The sequence below is a fragment of the Streptomyces sp. NPDC014995 genome (assembly GCF_043080745.1).
In the GTDB taxonomy this organism is placed as follows: Bacteria; Actinomycetota; Actinomycetes; order Streptomycetales; family Streptomycetaceae; genus Streptomyces.
In genome coordinates this window covers 171,518-192,167 of sequence record NZ_JBIBVX010000015.1, presented here as the reverse complement: position 1 = coordinate 192,167, position 20,650 = coordinate 171,518, and the positions used below count along the sequence as shown (strand labels likewise).

The following is a 20,650-nucleotide window of genomic DNA, read 5'->3' as shown; positions in this document are numbered from 1 at the left end:
ACCCCAGACCCAAAGTCCTGTCCGTTTCGTGACGTTACGCACTGACAGCTGGATAGTCCGCCCTTCAAGCTGATGTAGGAAGTCGGGGTCGACTTTGAACCGGGAGTACGTCAGTGAGCGCCATGCCGATCGCCTTGCTGGTCACCACGGCCGCCACGGGCGCCGTGGGTGTCGCCGTCCTGCGCACCCTCGTGCAGCTGCGCCGTCAGGTCGCGGCCCTGCGCGCCGAGCTCATCGAGAACCACGCCTTCGGGACGCCCGGCTTCGTTCCGGCCGCCCGCGGCGCGGCCGACACGGATGAGATACGCGCCGCGGTCGCCGAGGCGCTCGCCGAGGAGCGGGAGCGGGAGCTGGCCGAGGCGCGCGCGTTCTGGGCCGCGCAGGAGTCCCGTGACGTCTCCGACGCGCCCTCCCTGCTGGGCCTGCCGGACAGCGAGCTGTTCCTGCCCCGCCAGGCCGACTTCGTGGGCCTGGAGCCGCTGGAGCCGGTGAGCGAGCCGACCGCGGACACCGACGAGTTCGCCGGGGAGTCCCCGGAGCTGGCCGCGGCCCGCCGCCGCCACCCCTCGCACCCCGACTTCGTCCCGGTCCAGTCGCCGGTCGTCAACGACCACGAACGCACGGTGGCCGCCCTGGAGGACCTCGCCGCCTCCCGCACCGAACTGACCGACGTCCGCCCCGGCCCGCTCGGCACCCTCGACGTCTATGTCTTCGCCGACGGCACCACCCTGTGCATGACCCCCGGCCACCGCGAGACGGCAGAACGCCTGGCCAGGGCCCTCACGGCGGGCGAGACCCCGTACCTGCTGGGCGGCTCGGGCATCTCGGGCGCGTACGCCCTGACGTTCGCCTGCGGCGAGGAGAGCGTCTACATCCTGGCGGACCGGGTCATAGCGAGCCTCTAGCGCCCGGACGCCGGCTCATACCCCCGCCCGTTTCTGCGCCTCCTCCACCCGGGCGACCGCCTCGGCGACCTCGTCCTCGCTCGTCAGCACCACCGCGAGGTCGTGTCCGGCGACGGTGATCTGGTCGGCGGCGGCGAACATTCCGGCGTCGGGCATCTCCCGGGGCTCGACCCCGGGCTCCTCGATGCGCTGCGCCCACCGGGCCAGTTCTCTGGCCAGTTCCAGGGCCTCGGCGGCGGCCCCTCTCTGGAGCCGGCTCTGGGGTGCCGCCCTCAGACGATCGGCAAAGTGATCCACCGCACGGGACAGAGGCGTCGTATCAACCACGCGGTGAGCGTACGCGTCGCACCGAGACTGTTGCCAACGGGCGAACGCTCAGGCACCGTGACCTGAAGGACCGGCTTACAGCCCATTGCGTTCGGAGGCGCCGATGTCCCAAGTCTTCTCCGAGGAGACCCATCGCAACCTGCTAGCCCGTATCCCCCACTGCACCGGTCGTGAAGTCGCCGACTGGTTGCGCACCGTCCACGAAGGCCCCGCTCTCCGCTTCGAGGAGAGGGTCAGCTGGCTGCGCCACGAGCACAACCTCGCGTACGGCCACGCCAAGGCGATCATCCACGAGTACGACCTGAGGAGGGCCGCGCGCAAGTTGCTGTAGCGCGCTCGCACGACACCCCCATCCGGACACGCACATGAGGAAGGGCCCCGGGGTTCCCCGGGGCCCTTCCTCATGTGCGACCGGTCGCGCTAGTCGTTGCTGTTCAGGATCGCGAGGAGTCGCAGGAACTCCAGGTAGATCCACACCAGCGTCAGCGTGAGGCCGAAGGCGGCGAGCCAGGCCTCCTCGCGCGGTGCGCCGTAGGCGATGCCGTCCTCGACCTGCTTGAAGTCCAGGGCGAGGAAGCAGGCACCGAGGATGATGCCGATGACACCGAAGACGATGCCGAGAGTGCCGCTGCGGAAGCCGAGGCCGTCGCCGCCACCGAAGACGGTGAACAGCAGGTTCACGGCCATCAGCAGGACGAAGCCGAGCGCGGCCGCCATGACGAAGCCGTAGAAGCGGCGGTTGACGCGGATCCAGCCCGCCTTGTAGGCCACGAGCACACCGGCGAAGACCGCCATGGTGCCGAGGACGGCCTGGGCGACGACCCCGTCCGCGATGTACGTGGACACCGCGCTGGAGATCACGCCGAGGAAGACGCCCTCGAGGGCGGCGTACGACAGGATCAGCGCCGGCGACGGGCGGCGCTTGAAGGACTGGACGAGCGCCAGCACCATCGCGACCAGACCGGCGCCGATGGCGATGCCGTAGGACTTGCCGAGGTTGGCCTCGTCGACGGGCAGCAGCAGCCACGACAGGACGGCGGTCACGACCACGGTACCGAGCGTCGTCGCGGTGCGCGCGACCACGTCGTCCATGGTCATCACACCGGCGGTGGTGACCGGGGCCTGCGGGGCGCCGTACTGCACGTCCTGCTGGGCGTAGGGGTTCTGCGCGTAGGGGTTGCCGGCCGGCTGGGCATACGGGCTGCCCTGCGCGTACGGGTTGCCCTGCTGCGTACCGACAGCGGGACCCCCGGCCTGCGGCGCGGCGTTGAAGCCCGCGTAGCCGTTGTCGCGGCTGAACCCCCGTCGCGAGAAGACCGGGTTTCTGCTCCTCATTTCACTCCTCCATGGCCACACAGCGCAGCCTTGGCTCAAGAGTAATAGGTGGGCAAAGGATTGACCCTAGTGCTTGGGGAGGATCTTTCCCTCGTCGTGCTGCGCAACACGCTACGTCCCTCCCTGATTCCCGGCACCGGAGGGGCTCATTCATGACCGACCCGGTACATGCCCGGAACCGGTCGGAGATCACCCGCTCACCTCGCCCCCACTCACCCGAACGGGAAGCCCGTGTACCCCTCGGCCAGGTCGGTCTCCGCCGCCCGGGAGGACGCGATCCGCTCCAGGCGGGCGAGCTGGAGGCGGTCCTCGAAGGGGGTGGCGTCCGGGGCGCGGTGCAGGAGCGTCGTCATGTCGTGGCTGAACCGCTCGGCCTGCCACACCCGGCGCAGACAGGTCTCCGAGTACGCGTCGAGCAGCTCCGGCGAACCGGTCTCCCGCTCGTACGTCAGCGCCCGCGCGAAGGTGACGACGTCGCCGACGGCCAGGTTCAGGCCCTTGGCGCCGGTCGGCGGCACGATGTGGGCCGCGTCCCCGGCGAGGAAGAGACGGCCGTGCCGCATGGGCTCGTGGACGTAGGAGCGCATGGAGGTGACCGACTTCTGGGTGATCGGGCCGCGCTCCAGTCGCCAGTCGTCGGCCGTCTCGAAGCGGCGCTCCAGCTCGGCCCAGATGTCGTCGTCGCTCCACGCCTCGGCGTCCGTGCCCTCGGGCACCTGGAGGTAGAGGCGGGAGACGGACGGGGAGCGCATGGACAGCAGCGCGAAGCCGCGCTCGTGGCGGGCGTAGACCAGTTCGTCGTGGGAGGGCGGCACGTCGGCGAGGATGCCGAGCCAGCCGAAGGGGTACGCCCGTTCGAAGACCCGGGTCAGCTCGGCGGGTATCGCCTTGCGGGCCACGCCCCAGAAGCCGTCGCAGCCGACGACGTAGTCGCACTCCAGGACGTCCTCGGCGCCCCGGTGCCCAAAGCGCACGCGCGGGCCGGCGGTGGCCTCCTCGCCGACGTTCTCGACGGCGAGCGCCTCCGCCTCGAAGAGCAGCGGACCGCCCTCCTTCAGCTGGAGGGCGATGAGGTCCTTGCAGACCTCCGTCTGGGCGTAGACCATCACCGACCGGCCGCCGGTGAGGGCGGGGAAGTCGACGCGGTGGCGCTGCCTGGCGTACCGCAGCTCGATGCCGTCGTGGCGCAGGCCCTCGCGATCCATGCGCCGCCCGGCACCGGCCGCGCGCAGGACGTCGACCGTGCCCTGCTCCAGGATCCCGGCGCGCTGCCGCTGCTCGACGTAGGCGCGGTCGCGGCTCTCCAGGACGACGGAGTCGATGCCGGCGTTGTGCAGGAGGCGGGCGAGGAGGAGGCCGGCCGGGCCGGCGCCGATGATGCCGACGGTGGTGCGCATCGGGCTTCCCTTCGCGTGTTCGTGTGGTGAATTTTTTTTCACCAACGCTGGACGTGAGTGTGCGCCCGCTTTCCCGGGGTGTCAACGGTTTCGCGCGCGGGCCGTCAAGGCCTCAATGGAGGGTGCAGCGAAGGGGGAGGCGTGGGAGGTGCCCGGAACCGGACTTGAACCGGTACGCCCGCGAGGGGCAGCGAGGTTTAAGCTCGCCGTGTCTGCATTCCACCATCCGGGCAGGCCATGGGCTCCGCATCGAGGGTCCGAGCCTATCGGGACGCGTCCCCCGAACAGCGGAAGAGTGGCTCGATGTTGTCTTATTTTATTGAGTTCTGAGGGAGCATCAGCCAGGGGAACCGGCCATCCGCACTTGCCAGTAGGCTCGCGGGCGACGGGCGGCCGCGTATACGGAATGACGGAATTTCACCGTCCGAACAAGGGCGGTCCACCGGTTCTTGACGGTTCCGGCGAAACGCCCTCTCGGGGTCGGCTGTCATCCCCTGGTATGACACGGCCGTCCGCGGTCCGACCGGAGTCTGCCTTCGGAACCGGAACAGCGGCTGACTACACGGCGACATGTGGCCGGGACGATGGTTCACGTCCCTGATGCAACGACGTCGTCCCGACAGGAGTCACTCCCGTGCCCACCACCCCCCTCGCCGACCGGACCACCGCCGTGGCCGCACGCGCCACGGACCTGTCGAAGATCTACGGACAGGGCGAGACCCAGGTGGTCGCCCTGGACCGGGTCTCCGTCGACTTCCGGCAGGCCGAGTTCACCGCCATCATGGGGCCGTCCGGCTCCGGCAAGTCGACGCTGATGCACTGCGTGGCCGGTCTGGACACCTTCTCCTCCGGCTCCGTGCGCATCGGTGACACCGAGCTGGGCTCGCTGAAGGACAAGCAGCTCACCAAGTTGCGCCGGGACAAGATCGGATTCATCTTCCAGGCGTTCAACCTGCTGCCCACGCTGACCGCCCTGGAGAACATCACCCTCCCGATGGACATCGCCGGCCGCAAGGTGGACAAGCAGTGGCTGGACACCGTCATCGGGATGGTCGGGCTCGCCGACCGCCTCGGCCACCGGCCCTCGCAGCTCTCCGGCGGCCAGCAGCAGCGCGTCGCCGTCGCCCGCGCCCTGGCCTCGAAGCCGGACATCATCTTCGGCGACGAGCCGACCGGAAACCTCGACTCCCGCTCGGGCGCCGAGGTACTGGGCTTCCTGCGCAACTCCGTGCGGGAGCTCGGGCAGACGGTGGTGATGGTGACCCACGACCCGGTGGCCGCCGCGTACGCGGACCGGGTGGTGTTCCTCGCGGACGGCCGGATCGTCGACGAGGTGTACGGGCCGACGGCCGAGTCGGTCCTGGACCGGATGAAGCAGTTCGACGCCAAGGGCCGCACCAGCTGACGTCCGGCTGACATCCGGTCAAGAACCTTCGGAGTAGAGACCCCATGTTCCGTACCGCCTTGCGCACCGTTCTCGCGCACAAGGCCCGGCTCCTGATGACCGTGCTCGCCGTGATGCTCGGCGTGGCCTTCGTGTCGGGGACCCTGGTCTTCACCAACACCATCTCCGACGCCTACCAGAAGAGCTCCGCCAAGGGCTTCGACCAGGTCGACGTGGCCGTCACGTCCGAGGTGCAGGAGGATGTGGGCGACCGCATCAGCAAGACCCCCGAGCTGACCCAGGCCCTGCTGGAGCGGAGCGCCGAGGTGCCCGGCGCCGCGTCCGCCATCGGCGTCGTCAGCGACTTCACCGCCATCGCCGACAAGGACGGCAAGCTCATCGGCGGCGGTTTCCAGTCACAGGGCGGGAACTACTGGGGGGACAAGGACCCCCGGTACCCGCTGAAGGAGGGTTCCGCCCCGCGCGGGAGCAACGAGGTCGCCATCGACTCCGAGACCGCCCGCCGGGCCGGATACGAGGTCGGCGACACCGTACGGCTCTCCGTCGACGGTCCCGTGCTCACCCCGAGGATCACCGGCATCTTCACCACCGACGACGGCAACGTCGCCGCCGGCGGCAGCCTCGCCCTGTTCGACACGGCGACCGCCCAGCGGCTCTTCGGCAAGCCCGGCACCTACGACGAGATCGACGTCAAGGCCGCCGCCGGGACCTCGCAGACCGCGCTGAAGGCCGCGCTGGACAAGGCGCTGCCGGCGAAGCTCGTCGAGACCAGCACCGGCGAGGAGCTCGCCGACGACCAGGCCGAGCAGATCGCCGCCTCGATGAGCGGACTGAAGCAGGGCCTGCTGGTCTTCGCCGGGATCGCGCTGTTCGTCGGCACGTTCATCATCGCCAACACCTTCACCATGCTGGTCGCCCAGCGCACCAGGGAACTCGCGCTGCTGCGGGCCGTGGGTGCCTCGCGCCGGCAGGTCACCCGGTCGGTGCTGATCGAGGCGTTCGTGGTCGGTACGGTCGCCGGTGTGACCGGTCTGCTGGCCGGCATCGGCATCGGCGCGGGGCTGCGGTCGCTGATGGGCACGCTCGGGGAGACCGTCCCCGACGGGCCCCTGGTGGTCTCGCCCGGCACGGTCGTGGCCGCCCTCGTCGTCGGCGTCGTCATCACCATGCTGGCCGCGTGGCTGCCCGGCCGCCGGGCCGCGAAGATCCCGCCGGTCGCCGCCATGAGCAGCGTGCACGCCCAGGCGACCACCAAGTCGCTGGTGCTGCGCAACACGCTGGGCGCGCTGTTCTCGGCGGCGGGCGTCGCCGTGATCCTCGCCGCGACGACGATGGACGGCTCCGACGGCCAGGCCCCCATGGGCCTCGGCGCGGTCCTGCTGATCATCGGCGTGTTCATCCTGACGCCGCTGCTGTCCCGCCCGCTCATCGCGGCGGCGGCGCCCGTCCTGCGGATCTTCGGGGTGTCCGGCAAGCTGGCCCGGCAGAACTCGGTGCGCAACCCGCGCCGTACGGCGGCCACCGCCTCCGCGCTGATGATCGGGCTGACCCTGATCACCGGCATGACGGTGATGGCGGGCAGCCTCCAGAAGTCCATCGACAAGATGGCGTCCTCCGCGATCAAGGCCGACTACGTCGTGTCGATGGCGAACGGCAACGGCCTCTCCACCGACGTCGACGAGAAGCTGAGGGCCACCGACGGGGTCACCGTCACCAGCCCGCTGCGCAACGCGCCCGCCCGCATCGACGGCACGACCGAGTACCTCACCGGGGTCAACGGCTCCGCCATCGGCGAGCTGACCGACCTCACCGTGGACGACGGCGCCTTCGAGGTCGGCGGTTCGCAGGTCGTCGTCGACGCCGACACCGCCAAGTCCCACGGCTGGAAGGCGGGTTCGGCCTTCACCGTGGCGTACGAGGACGGCGAGAAGCAGCGGCTGACGGTCGCCGGGGTCTACGAGGGCAACGAGCTGATCCGGGGCATCATGCTGGACACCTCGGCCCTCGCCCCGCACCAGGACGACCCGTACGACATGCAGGTCATGGTCAAGACGTCCGGTGGCGCCTCCGACGCGACGAAGGACCGGCTGGAGAAGGCCCTCGGCTCCAACCCGGCCATCAAGGTCCAGAGCAAGAAGGACCTCTCCAACGAGATCGCGCAGATGTTCACGCTCATGCTGAACATGCTCTACGGGCTGCTCGCGATGGCCGTGATCGTCGCGGTGCTCGGGGTCATCAACACCCTGGCCATGTCGGTGTTCGAGCGGTCGCAGGAGCTCGGCATGCTGCGGGCCATAGGGCTGGACCGGCGGTCGGTGAAGCGGATGGTGCGGCTCGAGTCGCTCGTCATCTCCCTGTTCGGCGGGGTGCTCGGCATCGGGCTCGGCGTGTTCTTCGGCTGGGCGGCCGGTGAGCTGCTCGGCACGAAGATGGCGACGTACGAGCTGGTCCTGCCGTGGGGACGGATGGCCGCGTTCCTGGCGCTCGCCGCCGCGGTGGGCGTCCTGGCGGCGCTGTGGCCGGCGCGGCGGGCGGCCCGGCTCAACATGCTGGCGGCGATCAAGTCGGAGTAGGGGGAAGGGTGGGGCCCCGTCGCGGTGTGCGGCGGGGCCCCTTTTCCCGTGCCGTGTTCCCGTGCCGTGTTCCCGTGTCGTGTTCCCGTGTCGTGTTCTCGTGTCGTGTTCTCGTGTCGTGCGGTCAGTTCCAGGTGCGGGCGCGCAGGGGCATGCCGGAGGCGCCGCCGGCCGGGGTGCGGACGGCCAGGACCTGGTTGACGCCGATGCGGTTGCGTTCGAAGGCGAGGGCGCAGGCCGCCATGTACAGGCGCCAGACCCGGGCGCGGCCCGGGGAGGTGAGCCGCACCGCGTGGGCCCAGTCGGCCTCCAGGCGGGTGACCCACTGGCGCAGGGTGAGGGCGTAGTGCTCGCGGATCGACTCCACGTCGCGGACCTCGAAGCCGGCGCGTTCGAGTTGGGTGACGGTGGTGCCGACGGGGGCGAGTTCGCCGTCCGGGAAGACGTAGGCGTCGATGAACTCGTCGACGTGGTAGGTGGTCTCGTCGCTCTGGGGGCGGCGGGCGATCTGGTGGTTGAGCAGGCGGCCGCCGGGTCTCAGCAGCGCGTGGAGGGCCCTCGCGTACGCCAGGTAGCGTTCGGCGCCGACGTGTTCGGCCATGCCGATGGACGAGATCGCGTCGAACGGGCCGTCGGTGACGTCGCGGTAGTCCTGGACGCGGATCTCCACCTTGTCGGTGAGCCCGGCGTCCGCGACGCGCTTGCGGGCGTACGCGGCCTGCTCCTGGGAGAGCGTGATGCCGACGACGTTCACGCCGTGGTCGCGGGCCGCGTGGATCGCCATCGAGCCCCAGCCGCAGCCGACGTCCAGCAGGCGCTGACCGGGGGTCAGGGCCAGTTTTCGGCAGACCAGTTCGAGCTTGTCTCGCTGGGCCGCTTCGAGGGTGCTGTCGGGGGACTCCCAGTAGGCGCAGGAGTACACCATGGACGGGCCGAGGACGATCTCGTAGAAGTCGTTGCCGACGTCGTAGTGGTGGCTGATGGCGCGTCTGTCGGTGCGGCGGGTGTGCAGGTGGCCGGTGCGGCGGACCTCCTCCTGGGGCGGGGCCGGGGGCAGCGGGAGGCCGGCGAGCTTCAGCAGGCCGCGGACCGCCGCGCGGAACTGGGGGTCGCGCAGGGCCTCGGTGAGGGTACGGGCGTCCTCGCCGCGCTCCCAGACGAGGCCGGAGAGGAGGTCGAGGGCGGCGTAGAGGTCGCCCTCGATCTCCACGTCGCCGGCCACCCAGGCGCGGGCCAGGCCCAGTTCGCCCGGTTTGAACAGGAGGCGGCGCACGGCCCTGCGGTTGCGTACGACCAGGGTTGGCGCGTCGGGCGGGCCCGCCTGTGAGCCGTCCCAGGCACGGACCCGCATCGGGAACGGGGCTCCCAGCAACTGTTCGACGAGGGCATGGAGCCGCGGCGCGGCGTCAGCCATGGTGCACACCTCCGTGGGGGTGATCCCGGAATGTCCTGACACCACGTAAACACCTGCGGGGCTCGGTCGCAGTCCCCCACGCACGTTACATCTGCGCAAACCGTCCTGACGCGGGGACCGGTCCCCCCACGGGGCTCCGCCCCGGACCCCGTCCCCTGCCCACCCGACCCGTCCGGCTCGGTCGGACGAGAGCCACCCGCCTCCGGGGCTCCGCCCGCCTCCCGAAGCCCGCCCCCCGCCCGTCTCCCGAAGCCACCGGCCCACACCCCGCGCAGCGCCCGCAGTCCACCCGTCAAGGGAGTTCCGGGGACCACCAACCGTCAGGAGGGAAATCGTGCGACAACGCCCGAAGGGGCCGCCCGCACCACGGATGGCGGGCGGCCCCTTCGGGGTGTTGAGAGGGCGGAGGTCAGGAGGCCTTCGCCTTCTCCTCCGTCTTCTCGGTCTTCCCCGTCTTCCCGGCAGCCGGCTTCGCGGCGACGGGGGCCGGCTTCGCGGCCTCGTAGAACTCCTCGCGCGGGGACTCGAGGGCGCCGAGGGCGACGACCTCACGCTTGAGGAACATGCCGAGCGTCCAGTCGGCGAAGACGCGGATCTTGCGGTTCCACGTCGGCATGGCGAGACCGTGGTAGCCACGGTGCATGTACCACGCCAGGCGGCCGCGCAGCTTGATCTTCATCTTGCCCATGACGATCATCGCCACGCCCTTGTGGAGGCCGAGGCCGGCCACCGCGCCCTTGTTGGCGTGCGAGTACTCCTTCTGCGGGAAGCCCCGCATACCGGAGATCACGTTGTCGCCGAGGACCCTGGCCTGACGCAGCGCGTGCTGCGCGTTCGGCGGGCACCAGGCGTTCTCCACACCGGCCTTGCGGGCGGCGACGTCCGGGACCTGGGCGTTGTCGCCGGCGGCCCAGATGTAGTCCGTGCCCTGGACCTGGAGGGTCGGGGCGCAGTCGACGTGGCCGCGGGGGCCCAGCGGGAGGCCGTAGCGGGCCAGGACCGGGTTCGGCTTGACGCCGGCCGTCCAGACGATGGTGTTGGAGTCGACCTCGAGGCCGTTCTTCAGGACCACGTGGCCGTCGACGCAGGAGTCCATGGAGGTGGAGAGGTAGATCTCCACGCCACGGCTCTCCAGGTGCTCCTTGCCGTAGGTGCCCAGCTTGGGGCCGACCTCGGGAAGGATCTTGTCCGCCGCGTCGACGAGGATGAAGCGCATGTCCTCGCGGGACACGTTCTTGTAGTACTTGGCCGCGTCGCGCGCCATGTCCTCGACCTCACCGATGGTCTCCGCACCGGCGAAGCCACCGCCGATGAAGACGAAGGTGAGCGCCTTGCGGCGGATCTCCTCGTCGGTGGTGGAGTCGGCCTTGTCGAGCTGCTCCAGGACGTGGTTGCGCAGCCCGATGGCCTCCTCGATGCCCTTCATGCCGATGCCCTGCTCGGCGAGGCCGGGGATCGGGAAGGTGCGGGAGACCGCGCCGAGGGCGACGACCAGGTAGTCGAAGGGCAGCTCGTACGCCTCGCCGACCAGCGGGGCGATCGTGGCGACCTTGCGGTCCTGATCGATGGTGGTGACCCGGCCGGTGAGGACCTCCGCCTTGGGCAGCACGCGTCGCAGCGGGACGACGACGTGGCGCGGGGAGATGTTGCCGGCGGCGGTTTCGGGGAGGAAGGGCTGGTAGGTCATGTACGACCGGGGGTCGACGACCGTGACGGTCGCCTCGCCGTAGCGCATCTTCTTGAGAATGCGCCGAGCTGCGTACAGGCCTACGTACCCACCGCCTACTACGAGGATCCTGGGACGCTCCGTGGTGCTCATGCCATCGAGTATCCACCCGCTTCAGGGGGGTCGCTCGTGCGCCCCTTCACAAGCTTATGCAGGGGGTGTGCTATCCTCCGCGGCCCGCGTGATCCACATCATGGTGGGGGACGGGAACCCGGGGGCACGGGATCCCGTTGTCAATGCCGCGTGAGCTGCCTCTCCGGGCTCAAAGGGTCCGGGTGAGGCCCGCGAAACACGTCCGTGCGGGGCTCCGCGAAACGTCCGCGCCTTCCACTTTTGAACGCGTTCACCAGGGCACTGGACGCCCGGAAGGGTCAACCGGGGCGCCCTCACCCTCCGAGGGGGCCGAATTCCTTGTGAAGAACTTCACGAACTTTTCCGACGGGGTGCCGCCGGGGTGCGACCGAGGGGCCCGTACAGGCCCCTGTGGCGTGCTCATACGTTATCCGCACTGCTCAGCAGAGGCTACTGATCAGTAATAAAAGAGAGCCACGCCACCCGCCGCGAGCCGGGCCGCACCGCCCGCCCTACGCCACGGACCACGCGATGCCGTCGAGGATGTCGTGCTCGCTCACCACGACCTCCTCCGCGCCGATCCGCTCCATGACCGACAGCAGGACCAGGGCCCCCGCGGCGATCACGTCCACCCGGCCCGGGTGCATCGAGGGAACCGCCGCGCGCTCGGCGTGCGTGGAGTGCAGCAGCCAGTCGGTGATCTCGCGGACCCGGTCCCGGGAGACGCGGGAGTGGTGGATGGCCGTGGAGTCGTACTCCGGCAGCTCCTGCGCGATCGCCGAGACCGTGGTGACCGAGCCCGCCAGGCCCACCAGCGTGTGCGCCTCGCGCAGCGGCACCGTCCGCTCCGCCAGGTCCAGGGCGGCCTCGATGTCGGCGCGCATCGCCGCGATCTGCTCCGCGCCCGGCGGGTCACTCACGACGCCCTCGTGCACCAGGTGCCGTTCGGTCATCCGTACGCAGCCGACGTCGACCGAGCGTGCCGCGCGCACGTGGTCGTCGCCGACGACGAACTCCGTGGAGCCGCCGCCGATGTCCACCACGAGGTAGGGCCTCGTCAGGTCCTCCCGGCCGGTCAGCTCCTTCGTCGCGCCCGTGAAGGAGAACTCGGCCTCCTGGTCGCCGGAGATGACCTCGGGCTCCACGCCCAGGATCTCCAGCACGCCGCGCACGAACTCGTCGCGGTTCTCCGCGTCCCGGGATGCGGAGGTGGCGACGAAACGCAGGCGCTCCGCGCCGTGTTCCTTGACGACGGCCGCGTACTCCCGGCAGGCGGCGAAGGTCCGCTCCAGTGCCTCGGGCGCGAGCCGGCCGGTGCGGTCGACGCCCTGGCCGAGGCGGACGATCGTCATACGGCGGTCCAGCTCGACCAGTTCGCCCGTCTCCGGGTCCGCGTCGGCGACGAGGAGACGGATGGAGTTCGTACCGCAGTCGACGGCGGCGACGCGGGTCACCGGCCCTCCTCCGCTTCGGGTGCCCGCGACGCGCCCGGGCCCACACACGCGCCCTTGCGCCACCACTCCGGCAGCATCTCCAGCGCCTCGTCGCCCAGGGGGTTCACCCCCGGGCCGGCGGCCAGGGAGTGCGCCACGAGCACATGCAGGCACTTCACCCGGTCCGGCATGCCGCCCGCGCTCGGGAAGCCCTTCAGCTCCTCGATCTCGTCCCGGCGCCGGACGTAGTCCTCGTGGGCGGCCCGGTAGGCGGCGGCCAGCTCCGGGTCGGTCGCCAGGCGGTCCGTCATCTCCTTCATCACGCCGTTCGCCTCCAGCGTGCCGATGGCGGAGTTCGCCTTCGGACACGTCAGGTAGTACAGCGTGGGGAAGGGCGTGCCGTCGGGGAGGCGGGGGGCCGTCTCCACGACGTCGGGCTGGCCGCAGGGGCAGCGGTGCGCGATCGCGCGCAGACCGCGCGGCGGGCGCCCGAGCTGCTGCTTGAAGGCCTCGACGTCCGCGTCGGTGGGCTCGGTGCGCGGGGTGGGCGGCGGGGGCGTTTCCATGACTGTCTTCAGGCTGTCTTTCTGTCTGTCCGTCTGTCCGTCACTGGTCGGAGGCGTCGGACTTGTCGACCCCGTCCCAGACGTTCGAGTACCAGGGGCGGTCGGCGGCCCCCAGGTCGGCGCGGGTCTGCTTCGCCGCGGCCGGGTCGATGACGATGTAGCCCGTCTCCCCCGGCATCACGTAGTGCAGCCGCAGCCGGATCTGCTGCTCGGCGTACGCGTCGTCCTGCCAGCGTGCCTTGAGGTCGCGCAGTTCTTCCACCCGCTCCCTGGCCTGCTCCTTCTCGCGCTCCAGATCGGCGATCTCGGCGCGCTGGGAGACGTACTGCCGCATGGGGTAGGCCAGGGCCACGACCAGCGAGCACAGGACCAGCGCGAGCAGGGCCGCGCGGCCGGTGAGGCGGGAGCGGCGGGCCTGGCGCCGGGTCTGGGAGCGGTAGACACGGGCCGCCGTCTGCTCGCCCAGCAACCGGATCCTCGTCGCGGTGGAGAAACGGTCCCGGTCCTTCACGGCCATCTGTCCCCGCCTCCCGTCTCACACGTGCGTACGTCCCCGGACACGGTACGGGACCGAGTACGGGGACGTACGTACGACTGGCTGACGATGAGCCCGGTGAGGGTCGGCCCCCGCCCTCGGAGCAGGGGCCGGCCCGTGCCGCGCCTACTGATTCGCGGAGCGGAACCGCGGGAACGCGCTGCGGCCGGCGTACACCGCGGCGTCGTCGAGGATCTCCTCGATGCGCAGCAGCTGGTTGTACTTGGCGACGCGCTCGGAGCGGGCCGGGGCGCCGGTCTTGATCTGGCCGCAGTTGGTGGCGACGGCGAGGTCGGCGATGGTGACGTCCTCGGTCTCGCCGGAGCGGTGGGACATCATGCACTTGAAGCCGTTGCGCTGGGCCAGCTCGACGGCGTCGAGGGTCTCGGTGAGCGAACCGATCTGGTTCACCTTCACCAGCAGCGCGTTGGCGGCGCCCTCCTCGATACCGCGGGCCAGACGCTCGGGGTTGGTGACGAACAGGTCGTCACCGACGAGCTGGACCTTGTCACCGAGCTTGGCGGTGATGGTCTTCCAGCCCTCCCAGTCGTCCTCGAACAGCGGGTCCTCGATGGAGACGAGCGGGTACGCCTCGACGAGCTCGGCGTAGTACTCGGTCATCTCGGCGGCGGAGCGCTCCTTGCCCTCGAAGGTGTAGGAGCCGTCCTTGTAGAACTCGGACGCGGCGACGTCGAGCGCGAGGGCGATCTGCTCGCCGGGGGTGTAGCCGGCCTCCCTGATGGCCTCGAGGATGAGGTCGAGGGCCTCGCGGTTGGAGCCGAGGTTCGGGGCGAAGCCGCCCTCGTCGCCGAGGCCGGTGGACAGGCCCTTGCTCTTCAGGACCTTCTTCAGGGTGTGGTAGACCTCGGTGCCCCAGCGCAGGGCCTCGGAGAAGGACTCCGCGCCGATCGGGGCGATCATGAACTCCTGGATGTCCACGTTGGAGTCGGCGTGCGAGCCGCCGTTCAGGATGTTCATCATCGGCACCGGCAGCAGGTGCGCGTTCGGGCCGCCCAGGTAGCGGAAGAGCGGGAGGTCGCTGGCCTCGGAGGCGGCGTGGGCGACGGCGAGGGAGACGCCGAGGATGGCGTTGGCGCCGAGGGAGCCCTTGTTGTCGGTGGCGTCCAGGTCGAACATGGCCTGGTCGATCAGGCGCTGCTCGGTGGCGTCGTAGCCGACCAGCTCCGGGCCGATCTGCTCGATGACGGCGAGGACGGCCTTCTCGACACCCTTGCCCTGGTAGCGGTTCGGGTCACCGTCGCGGAGCTCGATGGCCTCGAAGGCGCCGGTGGAGGCGCCGGACGGGACGGCGGCACGACCCGTGCTGCCGTCGTCGAGGCCGACCTCGACCTCGACCGTGGGGTTGCCTCGGGAGTCCAGGATTTCCCGGGCTACGACGACGTCGATGGACGGCACGAGCATCTCCTTCTTGGGATGTGACGCTGGTAGTGCGGAGCACGCGGACCGTGATGGAGCCCGCTGAGCCCAGCGACTAGAGCCTAACCGTCCCGGGGCCGTCGGCAGCCGACCGACCGTCCCGTGGACAGACTGACGGTACACATTGTTCCCGGTCGGAACAAAGAGGGCGGGGGAATCCCGGGAACAAGGAGCGAACCGCGGACCACGCCCGGGATGGAAAAACCCCGCCCCGGTGCGTACGGGGGAAGACGCACCGGGGCGGGGAGCCCGTGGGGACGGGGGGGACCCTCACGAGGTCTTCAGCGTGCGGACCTCGTCCGTGAGGGGCCTGCGGCCTTACTGGCAGCCGGATGTCACTTGAGGTGCAGCTGCTGGCCCGGGTAGATGAGGTCGGCGTCCTCGACGATGTCCTTGTTCAGCTGGAACAGCTTCTCCCAGCCGCCCTCGACGTTCTGCTTCTCGGCGATGATGCTGAGGGTGTCACCCTGGACGACCTTGTACTCGCCGTCGCCCTTCTCGACCTTCTTGCCGGTCGGGGTGGTGACCGTCTTCTGGCTCGCGGCCGGACGCTCGGCGGAGCGGGAGGCGCTCTGCTGCTCGGTGGAGCGGGTGCTCTCCGAGGAGCCGCTGGAGGAACCGCCGGAGGAGGACGAGGAGGAGCCGCCGTTGTACGTGGCGTTGGAGAGGCCGACGCCGCAGACCGGCCAGGCGCCCTTGCCCTGACCCGCGAGCACCTTCTCGGCGATCTCGATCTGCTGCGCCTTGCTGGCCTGGTCGGCGGTGGAGGCGTACTGCGTGCCGCCGTACGCGGCCCAGGTGGAGGCGGAGAACTGCAGACCGCCGTAGTAACCGTTGCCGGTGTTGATGGACCAGTTGCCGCCGGACTCGCACTGGGCGACGGCGTCCCACTCGGAGGCCGTGGCGGCGGAGGCGGTGCCGGCCGCCATCAGCGGGGCGGCCACGGCGGCGGTGGTGACACCCGCGATGGCGAGGGCGCGAGTGGCCTTGGACGGACGACGGTGCTTGCCCTTGACGGAAAACAGCATGGATCGATCCCCTCACCGACGCCTGCGAGGTGAGCTGTCGGGTTCGGGCCGGTTGAGTTGCCCGGCCACTCCTCCACGGGAGGCGTGGCTTCACCCCTAGCCGCCGCCGTCAACTGCCCGGTGCGGCACTTACCTTGGGTCCCCCGCTCCTGCCTGCGGCGCTTGACGCGACGACTGTTCCCGGGCGGCCACTGGCAGGATTCGGCGTTGCGGCAGCCGGGGCTCGGGTTGCCGAGCGGTCACGACCGTAGACACGCGATCGCCGGAATTTCAAAGACGATCAGGGCTTCTGAGACTCATCCCACACTTTCACCAAACCGGACATTCAGTGCGAAGTGCGACGTGAACTCCCGCCGTTTTCTCGGCTTTTCCGCCCTATTGGACCCCTGTGGCAAGGGTCTGACCGGGGACGATGTTGCCCGGGTCGGCACCGATGAGGTCCTTGTTCTCGGCGTAGAGCGCGCGCCATCCGCCGTCGAGGTCAAGGGAGTCGGCGATGGACGTGAGCGAGTCGCCCGCCCGGACCGTGTAGGCGCCGGCCGTGCCGCTGAGGGTGCCGGCGGCGTGACGGCCGGACGAGGCGGCCGACGTGCCGTCGGTCGCACTTTCGTCGGCGGTGCCGCCCCGGTGGCGGCCGGAGCCGGTGGAACCGGTGTCGGCGGAACCGCTGTCCGTCGACCCGGAGTCGACCGCTCCGGTGTCGACGAGGCTCCAAGAACCCGCACTCTGACCCGACTTGTCCGAGTCGTCCGCCTCGGGCGCCGCCGCGGCCGAGCCGCCCCCCGCCTGCACGCCGCTCGCACCGGAGCCGGTGGACGTATCGGACGTGGAGGAGTTGTCCGGCGTAGAGGAGGAAGAGGACGAAGGGGGCGAGGAGGGCGTATTCGCGGAGTCCGCGGAGGATTCGGCGGACGGGTCGGCGGAGGCGTCCCCGGAACCCTCGGAGGAACCGGAGGAGTTCGAGGAGCCGGACGACCCCTTGGACAGATCCGACAAGCCGGACGTTATGGAGGAGTCGGACGAGTCCTCCGCCACGCCGGTGTCGACGTCCACCGAAGCCGAGTCCTCACTCAGCCCCGACGTCAGCCCGCAGGTGCCCCAGGCGCCGACACCCTGGTCGGCGAGGAGCTTCTGGGCGACGGAGATCTGCTGGTTGCGGCTGGCCAGGTCGGGCCGCGAGGCGTAGTCGAGTCCGCCGTACGCCTCCCAGTCCTCCTGGGTCAGGGCCAGGCCGCCGTACTCGCCGTTGCCCTCGTCGGCGCTCCAGGAGCCACCGGTCTCGCACTCCGCCACCCTGTCCCACACGGTGCCGTCGGCGGCGCTCGCACCGGTGGCGCCGAGCAGCGGGATGGCGATGGCGGAGCCGGTCACGCCGGCCGCGACGAGGAGGGCCGGGGCCTGGCGGGGGCGACGGTGACGACCGTTCCCGGAGAGCATGCGGGGGGCCTTTCTCGAGACAGCAGTGACCCGCGCGGCGGGTGATGCCGGGGCGCCGCGCTGACGAGTGAACGTATAGGCAGACGATCACTTGTCACAAGTTAATGCCGCACAGATCACGTGAAGATCACAGAGTTGAGGAATGGTCACCTTTGCTCCGCGGGACCGGCACATAACGGTCGGTCAGCGGGCGGGTGCGGGGGGTGCGGACGATCCGGGGGCGGGACGGGGGGTGAACTCCACGGGCAGTGTGCGCAGTCCGCGCATGATGAGGCCGCCGCGCCACCTCAACTCGGCCGGATCGACGGCGAGCCGGAGGTCGGGCAGGCGGGTGAGGAGGGTGGCGAGCGCCGTCTGGCCCTCCAGACGGGCGAGCGGGGCGCCCAGGCAGTAGTGGATGCCGTGGCCGTAGCCGAGGTGCTGGTTGTCGCGGCGGGAGAGGTCGAGCGTGTCCGGGTCGGTGAAACGCGCCGGATCGCGGTCGGCGGCCGCGAGCACGACGAGGACGGGGTCGCCGGCGGCGATGTCCTGGCCGCCGATGGTCAGGGGGCGGGTGGCGAAGCGCCAGGTGGCGAGTTCCACGGGGCCGTCGTAGCGCAGGAGTTCCTCGACGCCGGTTTCGAGGAGGGCGCGGTCGCCGGTGGCCAGGGAGTCCTGGAGCCGGTGGCGCTGGTCGGGGTGGGTGAGAAGGGCGTAGGTGCCGTTGCCGATGAGGTTGACGGTGGTCTCGAAGCCGGCGAACAGGAGGATGAAGGCCATGGCCGCGGCCTCGTTCTCGGTGAGGTGCTCACCGTGGTCGGAGGCACGGATGAGACCGGAGATGAGGTCCTCGCCGGGGACGGGCTCGGCGGGGAGGGCCTGGCGCTTGCGGTGGATGAGCTCGGACAGGTAGCCGCGCATCTTCTTCACCGACCGCGCGACACCGCCGCGCGGGCCTCCGCCGTGCCGGATCATCATCCCGGCCCAGTCGCGGAAGTCGTCCTGGTCCTCCCGGGGCACGCCCAGCAGGTCGCAGATGGCGTAGATGGGGAGGGGGAAGGCGAAGTCGTGGATGAGGTCGGCGGTGCCGCGCGGGGCGAACCGGTCGATCAGACTGTCGGTCAGCTCCTGGACGCGGGGGGCGAACTCGGCGACGCGGCGGGGGGTGAACGCCTTGCTGACGAGGCGGCGCAGGCGGGTGTGGTCCGGCGGGTCGATGTTCAGCAGATGCGTCATCAGCTCGGCCTTGCGCTCACCGGGGATACCGGTCTTGCCCTTCGCGTGCGCGGGCTCGTCGTGGTGCGCGGGGTTCTTGGACAGCCGCTGGTCGGCGAGGGCCTGCTTGGCGTCCGCGTACCGGGTGACCAGCCAGGCCTCCACACCGCTGGGGAGCTTCGTGCGGTGCACGGGGGCGTGCTCGCGGAGCCAGGCGTAGGCGGGGTAGGGGTCGGTGGCGAACTCCCAGGTGAAGAGGGCGGGCGCCGGTGGGGTGTCGGTCGGGGGGTGGGGCTGGTCGGTCACTCCTTGACGGTAGCGGGGATTTCGGCGAGGGCCTCGCGGAGGGCCGCGAGCCGGGTGGCGGCCGGCTCCGAGCCGGCTTCGGCGGCTCTGGCCAGCCAGTGTTCGGCCCGGGCGAGGAGGAGGGGGCCGAGGGCCTCTGCCGCCATGCGGTTACCGGCCTGGGCCGCGGTCTCGTAGTGGGAGACGGCGTCGGCCGTCTCTCCCTGCTGAACCAGGTACTCGGCGAACACGTGAGCGCCCCAGGACGGGTTCAGGTCGGCCAGCCTCCGGTACCAGAACCTGGCGTCGGTGTCGTCCCCGGCCAGGGCGGCGAGTCTGGCGAGGGCGTGCGCGGAGTACTCGCTGCCCACCTCTCCCCCTGTGCGCAGGGCCTCGCGGCCCGCCTGCACCACCGTGCCGAAGTCGCCCCGGCTGTGCTGCCGCGCCAGTTTGGCCGCGAACAGCCACTCGTCGGCCCGCACCGGTGGCATGTCCGGCGATCGGAGGGCGTCTGCCACCAGGGGCCCGCTCGCCCGCCAGGTGCCGACCTCCGCGCCGGGGACGAGAAGGCCGACGACGCCGAGCCGGGGCCTGGCTGCCCAGGCCAGGTCCTCCGCCACCACGGGTCCGCCCGTCAGGGCCTCCAACGCCGACAACCGCAGGGCCGCCGTGACCCCGCAGCGGGCCATGCCGACGGCCGCGTGCACCAGTTGGTGCCCGCTCGGCCGCGCGGTCGGCCGGCCCGCCCGCCGCCACTCCTCCCACAACTCCGGTCCCACCGCGAGGAACTGGGCGACGCCCAGGGAGCCGCGATGCCGCCGCGCGTCCACGAGCCGCGGATCCTCGGCCTCGGCGAGACGGGCCAGTTCGGTCCCGCTCCAGCGACAGGTCAGCTCCACCCTGGCCGCCCCGCTCAGCACGCGGGCCGCCGGCCCGTCCCCGAAGCGGTGGGTGTCGTACGCCTCGTCGCGCATGGTGGCCAGGACGAGGACGCCCTCGTGGACGCACTCCGCCAGCAGGCCGGCTGTCAGGCCCTGCTCGCCGAGGTGCCCTTCGAGGTCGTCGAGCCAGACGACGTGGTGTCCGGAGCGGTCGCGGCCGCGCAGGGCGGTGGGCAGGCCGCGCAGGTCGGCGCCCGGCTGGGCGTTGTGGACGCGGGTTCGGACCCTGCCGCCCACCCGTCGCAACGCGGCCCAGGCCGTGCGCGACTTGCCCGACAACGGCTCACCCGTGACCACGACCAGTCCGCCGGCGCGCAGCCGGTCCGCGACGATCCGGTCGAGTTCGGCGTCGGCGTCGCGGCGCACGTACGGCGGCAGGGTGGGCTCGTCGCCGAAGCGGCGGACGGGGCGGATGCCGAGGGCGAGACGGCGGAGCGTGCGCAGGCGGGGCCAGCTGTCGGCGGGCGTCACGGGGAGGGGAACGGGCGCGTAGTTGTACTGGGCCCCGATCACGGGGGCGTGGAAGATGCCGTGGCTCAGGTCGACGCGGTCACCGGCGGAACGCACCATCCGCTCAGCCGTCGGCTCCCCCGGCTCCCGTTCCATACCCGCCCCCCGCGCCCGCCACCGGAATCAGGAG

Annotated in this window: 17 protein-coding genes, 1 tRNA gene and 1 riboswitch; of the genes, 4 read left to right on the top strand and 14 right to left on the bottom strand. The window is 70.9% G+C overall.

Going from position 1 to position 20,650, the window contains the following annotated elements:
- Positions 1-122: 122 nt before the first annotated feature.
- A complete protein-coding gene (locus ACF1A1_RS28840) occupies positions 123-905 on the top strand; it encodes a hypothetical protein (protein WP_392003919.1) in 783 nt (260 codons plus the stop codon).
- Between the two features lie 15 nt (positions 906-920).
- Here ACF1A1_RS28840 and ACF1A1_RS28835 read toward each other — a convergent pair whose 3' ends face one another.
- On the bottom strand, positions 921-1,232 hold the full coding sequence (locus tag ACF1A1_RS28835) for a hypothetical protein (protein WP_392003918.1): 312 nt from the start codon (positions 1,230-1,232) through the stop codon (positions 921-923).
- A gap of 103 nt (positions 1,233-1,335) precedes the next feature.
- Between ACF1A1_RS28835 and ACF1A1_RS28830 the strand changes: the two genes are divergently transcribed.
- The gene (locus tag ACF1A1_RS28830; protein ID WP_392003917.1) at positions 1,336-1,563 is read left to right on the top strand and encodes a DUF4287 domain-containing protein; all 228 of its coding nucleotides are present in this window, start codon (positions 1,336-1,338) and stop codon (positions 1,561-1,563) included.
- A gap of 89 nt (positions 1,564-1,652) precedes the next feature.
- Here the strand turns inward: ACF1A1_RS28830 and ACF1A1_RS28825 are convergent, their stop codons facing one another.
- The 3 genes from ACF1A1_RS28825 to ACF1A1_RS28815 all read right to left on the bottom strand — a co-directional run bounded on the left by ACF1A1_RS28825 (position 1,653) and on the right by ACF1A1_RS28815 (position 4,196).
- On the bottom strand, positions 1,653-2,567 hold the full coding sequence (locus tag ACF1A1_RS28825; RefSeq protein WP_392003916.1) for a Bax inhibitor-1/YccA family protein: 915 nt from the start codon (positions 2,565-2,567) through the stop codon (positions 1,653-1,655).
- A 212-nt stretch (positions 2,568-2,779) separates the two neighbouring features.
- Positions 2,780-3,964 (bottom strand): 4-hydroxybenzoate 3-monooxygenase, encoded by a 1,185-nt coding sequence (locus ACF1A1_RS28820; protein WP_392003915.1) that lies wholly within the window; start codon positions 3,962-3,964, stop codon positions 2,780-2,782.
- Positions 3,965-4,113: 149 nt separating this feature from the next.
- Positions 4,114-4,196: transfer RNA gene (locus ACF1A1_RS28815), tRNA-Leu, on the bottom strand.
- Positions 4,197-4,598: 402 nt separating this feature from the next.
- On the opposite strand from ACF1A1_RS28815, the gene ACF1A1_RS28810 reads away from it, so the two are divergent.
- Complete coding sequence (locus tag ACF1A1_RS28810) at positions 4,599-5,369, top strand: ABC transporter ATP-binding protein (protein WP_392003914.1); 771 nt, start codon at positions 4,599-4,601, stop codon at positions 5,367-5,369.
- 44 nt (positions 5,370-5,413) lie between these two features.
- Positions 5,414-7,942, top strand: coding sequence for an ABC transporter permease (locus tag ACF1A1_RS28805; RefSeq protein ID WP_392003913.1), 2,529 nt, complete (start codon positions 5,414-5,416; stop codon positions 7,940-7,942).
- Positions 7,943-8,066: 124 nt separating this feature from the next.
- On the opposite strand, the gene ACF1A1_RS28800 is transcribed toward ACF1A1_RS28805, so the two are convergent.
- The 10 genes from ACF1A1_RS28800 to ACF1A1_RS28755 form a co-directional block, all read right to left on the bottom strand.
- Entirely contained in the window at positions 8,067-9,356 is a 1,290-nt protein-coding gene (locus ACF1A1_RS28800; RefSeq protein WP_392003912.1) for a class I SAM-dependent methyltransferase, read from the bottom strand.
- 409 nt (positions 9,357-9,765) lie between these two features.
- A complete protein-coding gene (locus tag ACF1A1_RS28795; protein ID WP_392003911.1) occupies positions 9,766-11,175 on the bottom strand; it encodes an NAD(P)/FAD-dependent oxidoreductase in 1,410 nt (469 codons plus the stop codon).
- A gap of 491 nt (positions 11,176-11,666) precedes the next feature.
- Positions 11,667-12,608 carry an exopolyphosphatase gene (locus ACF1A1_RS28790; RefSeq protein WP_392003910.1) on the bottom strand — a complete coding sequence of 314 codons (942 nt, stop codon included), beginning with the start codon at positions 12,606-12,608 and terminating at the stop codon, positions 11,667-11,669.
- A complete protein-coding gene (locus ACF1A1_RS28785; RefSeq protein ID WP_392003909.1) occupies positions 12,605-13,153 on the bottom strand; it encodes a DUF501 domain-containing protein in 549 nt (182 codons plus the stop codon). Before ACF1A1_RS28785 ends, ACF1A1_RS28790 begins: the two co-directional genes overlap by 4 nt.
- A 40-nt stretch (positions 13,154-13,193) precedes the next feature.
- Positions 13,194-13,670: a septum formation initiator family protein gene (locus ACF1A1_RS28780; RefSeq protein WP_392003908.1), complete on the bottom strand. Its 477-nt coding sequence runs from the start codon at positions 13,668-13,670 to the stop codon at positions 13,194-13,196.
- A 144-nt stretch (positions 13,671-13,814) separates the two neighbouring features.
- Positions 13,815-15,104 (bottom strand): phosphopyruvate hydratase, encoded by a 1,290-nt coding sequence (gene eno, locus ACF1A1_RS28775; protein WP_392003907.1) that lies wholly within the window; start codon positions 15,102-15,104, stop codon positions 13,815-13,817.
- Between the two features lie 356 nt (positions 15,105-15,460).
- Complete coding sequence (locus ACF1A1_RS28770) at positions 15,461-16,153, bottom strand: transglycosylase family protein (protein WP_392003906.1); 693 nt, start codon at positions 16,151-16,153, stop codon at positions 15,461-15,463.
- Between the two features lie 4 nt (positions 16,154-16,157).
- Positions 16,158-16,324: riboswitch (cyclic di-AMP (ydaO/yuaA leader) on the bottom strand.
- Positions 16,325-16,528: 204 nt separating this feature from the next.
- On the bottom strand, positions 16,529-17,590 hold the full coding sequence (locus ACF1A1_RS28765; RefSeq protein WP_392003905.1) for a transglycosylase family protein: 1,062 nt from the start codon (positions 17,588-17,590) through the stop codon (positions 16,529-16,531).
- A 183-nt stretch (positions 17,591-17,773) separates the two neighbouring features.
- Positions 17,774-19,090, bottom strand: a complete 1,317-nt coding sequence (locus tag ACF1A1_RS28760; RefSeq protein ID WP_392003904.1) for a cytochrome P450 — start codon at positions 19,088-19,090, stop codon at positions 17,774-17,776.
- Positions 19,087-20,616 (bottom strand): sel1 repeat family protein, encoded by a 1,530-nt coding sequence (locus ACF1A1_RS28755; protein ID WP_392003903.1) that lies wholly within the window; start codon positions 20,614-20,616, stop codon positions 19,087-19,089. Before ACF1A1_RS28755 ends, ACF1A1_RS28760 begins: the two co-directional genes overlap by 4 nt.
- Between the last annotated feature and the right edge of the window lie 34 nt (positions 20,617-20,650).

Excerpts from the sequence above, each read along its gene's own strand:
- ACF1A1_RS28825 (WP_392003916.1), bottom strand. The coding sequence starts at position 2,567 with ATGAGGAGCAGAAACCCGGTCTTCTCGCGACGGGGGTTCAGCCGCGAC.
- ACF1A1_RS28820 (WP_392003915.1), bottom strand. The coding sequence starts at position 3,964 with ATGCGCACCACCGTCGGCATCATCGGCGCCGGCCCGGCCGGCCTCCTC.
- ACF1A1_RS28800 (WP_392003912.1), bottom strand. The coding sequence starts at position 9,356 with ATGGCTGACGCCGCGCCGCGGCTCCATGCCCTCGTCGAACAGTTGCTG.
- ACF1A1_RS28805 (WP_392003913.1), top strand. The coding sequence starts at position 5,414 with ATGTTCCGTACCGCCTTGCGCACCGTTCTCGCGCACAAGGCCCGGCTC.
- ACF1A1_RS28830 (WP_392003917.1), top strand. The coding sequence starts at position 1,336 with ATGTCCCAAGTCTTCTCCGAGGAGACCCATCGCAACCTGCTAGCCCGT.
- ACF1A1_RS28770 (WP_392003906.1), bottom strand. The coding sequence starts at position 16,153 with ATGCTGTTTTCCGTCAAGGGCAAGCACCGTCGTCCGTCCAAGGCCACT.
- ACF1A1_RS28840 (WP_392003919.1), top strand. The coding sequence starts at position 123 with ATGCCGATCGCCTTGCTGGTCACCACGGCCGCCACGGGCGCCGTGGGT.
- ACF1A1_RS28785 (WP_392003909.1), bottom strand. The coding sequence starts at position 13,153 with ATGGAAACGCCCCCGCCGCCCACCCCGCGCACCGAGCCCACCGACGCG.
- ACF1A1_RS28765 (WP_392003905.1), bottom strand. The coding sequence starts at position 17,590 with ATGCTCTCCGGGAACGGTCGTCACCGTCGCCCCCGCCAGGCCCCGGCC.
- ACF1A1_RS28795 (WP_392003911.1), bottom strand. The coding sequence starts at position 11,175 with ATGAGCACCACGGAGCGTCCCAGGATCCTCGTAGTAGGCGGTGGGTAC.
- ACF1A1_RS28755 (WP_392003903.1), bottom strand. The coding sequence starts at position 20,616 with ATGGAACGGGAGCCGGGGGAGCCGACGGCTGAGCGGATGGTGCGTTCC.
- ACF1A1_RS28780 (WP_392003908.1), bottom strand. The coding sequence starts at position 13,670 with ATGGCCGTGAAGGACCGGGACCGTTTCTCCACCGCGACGAGGATCCGG.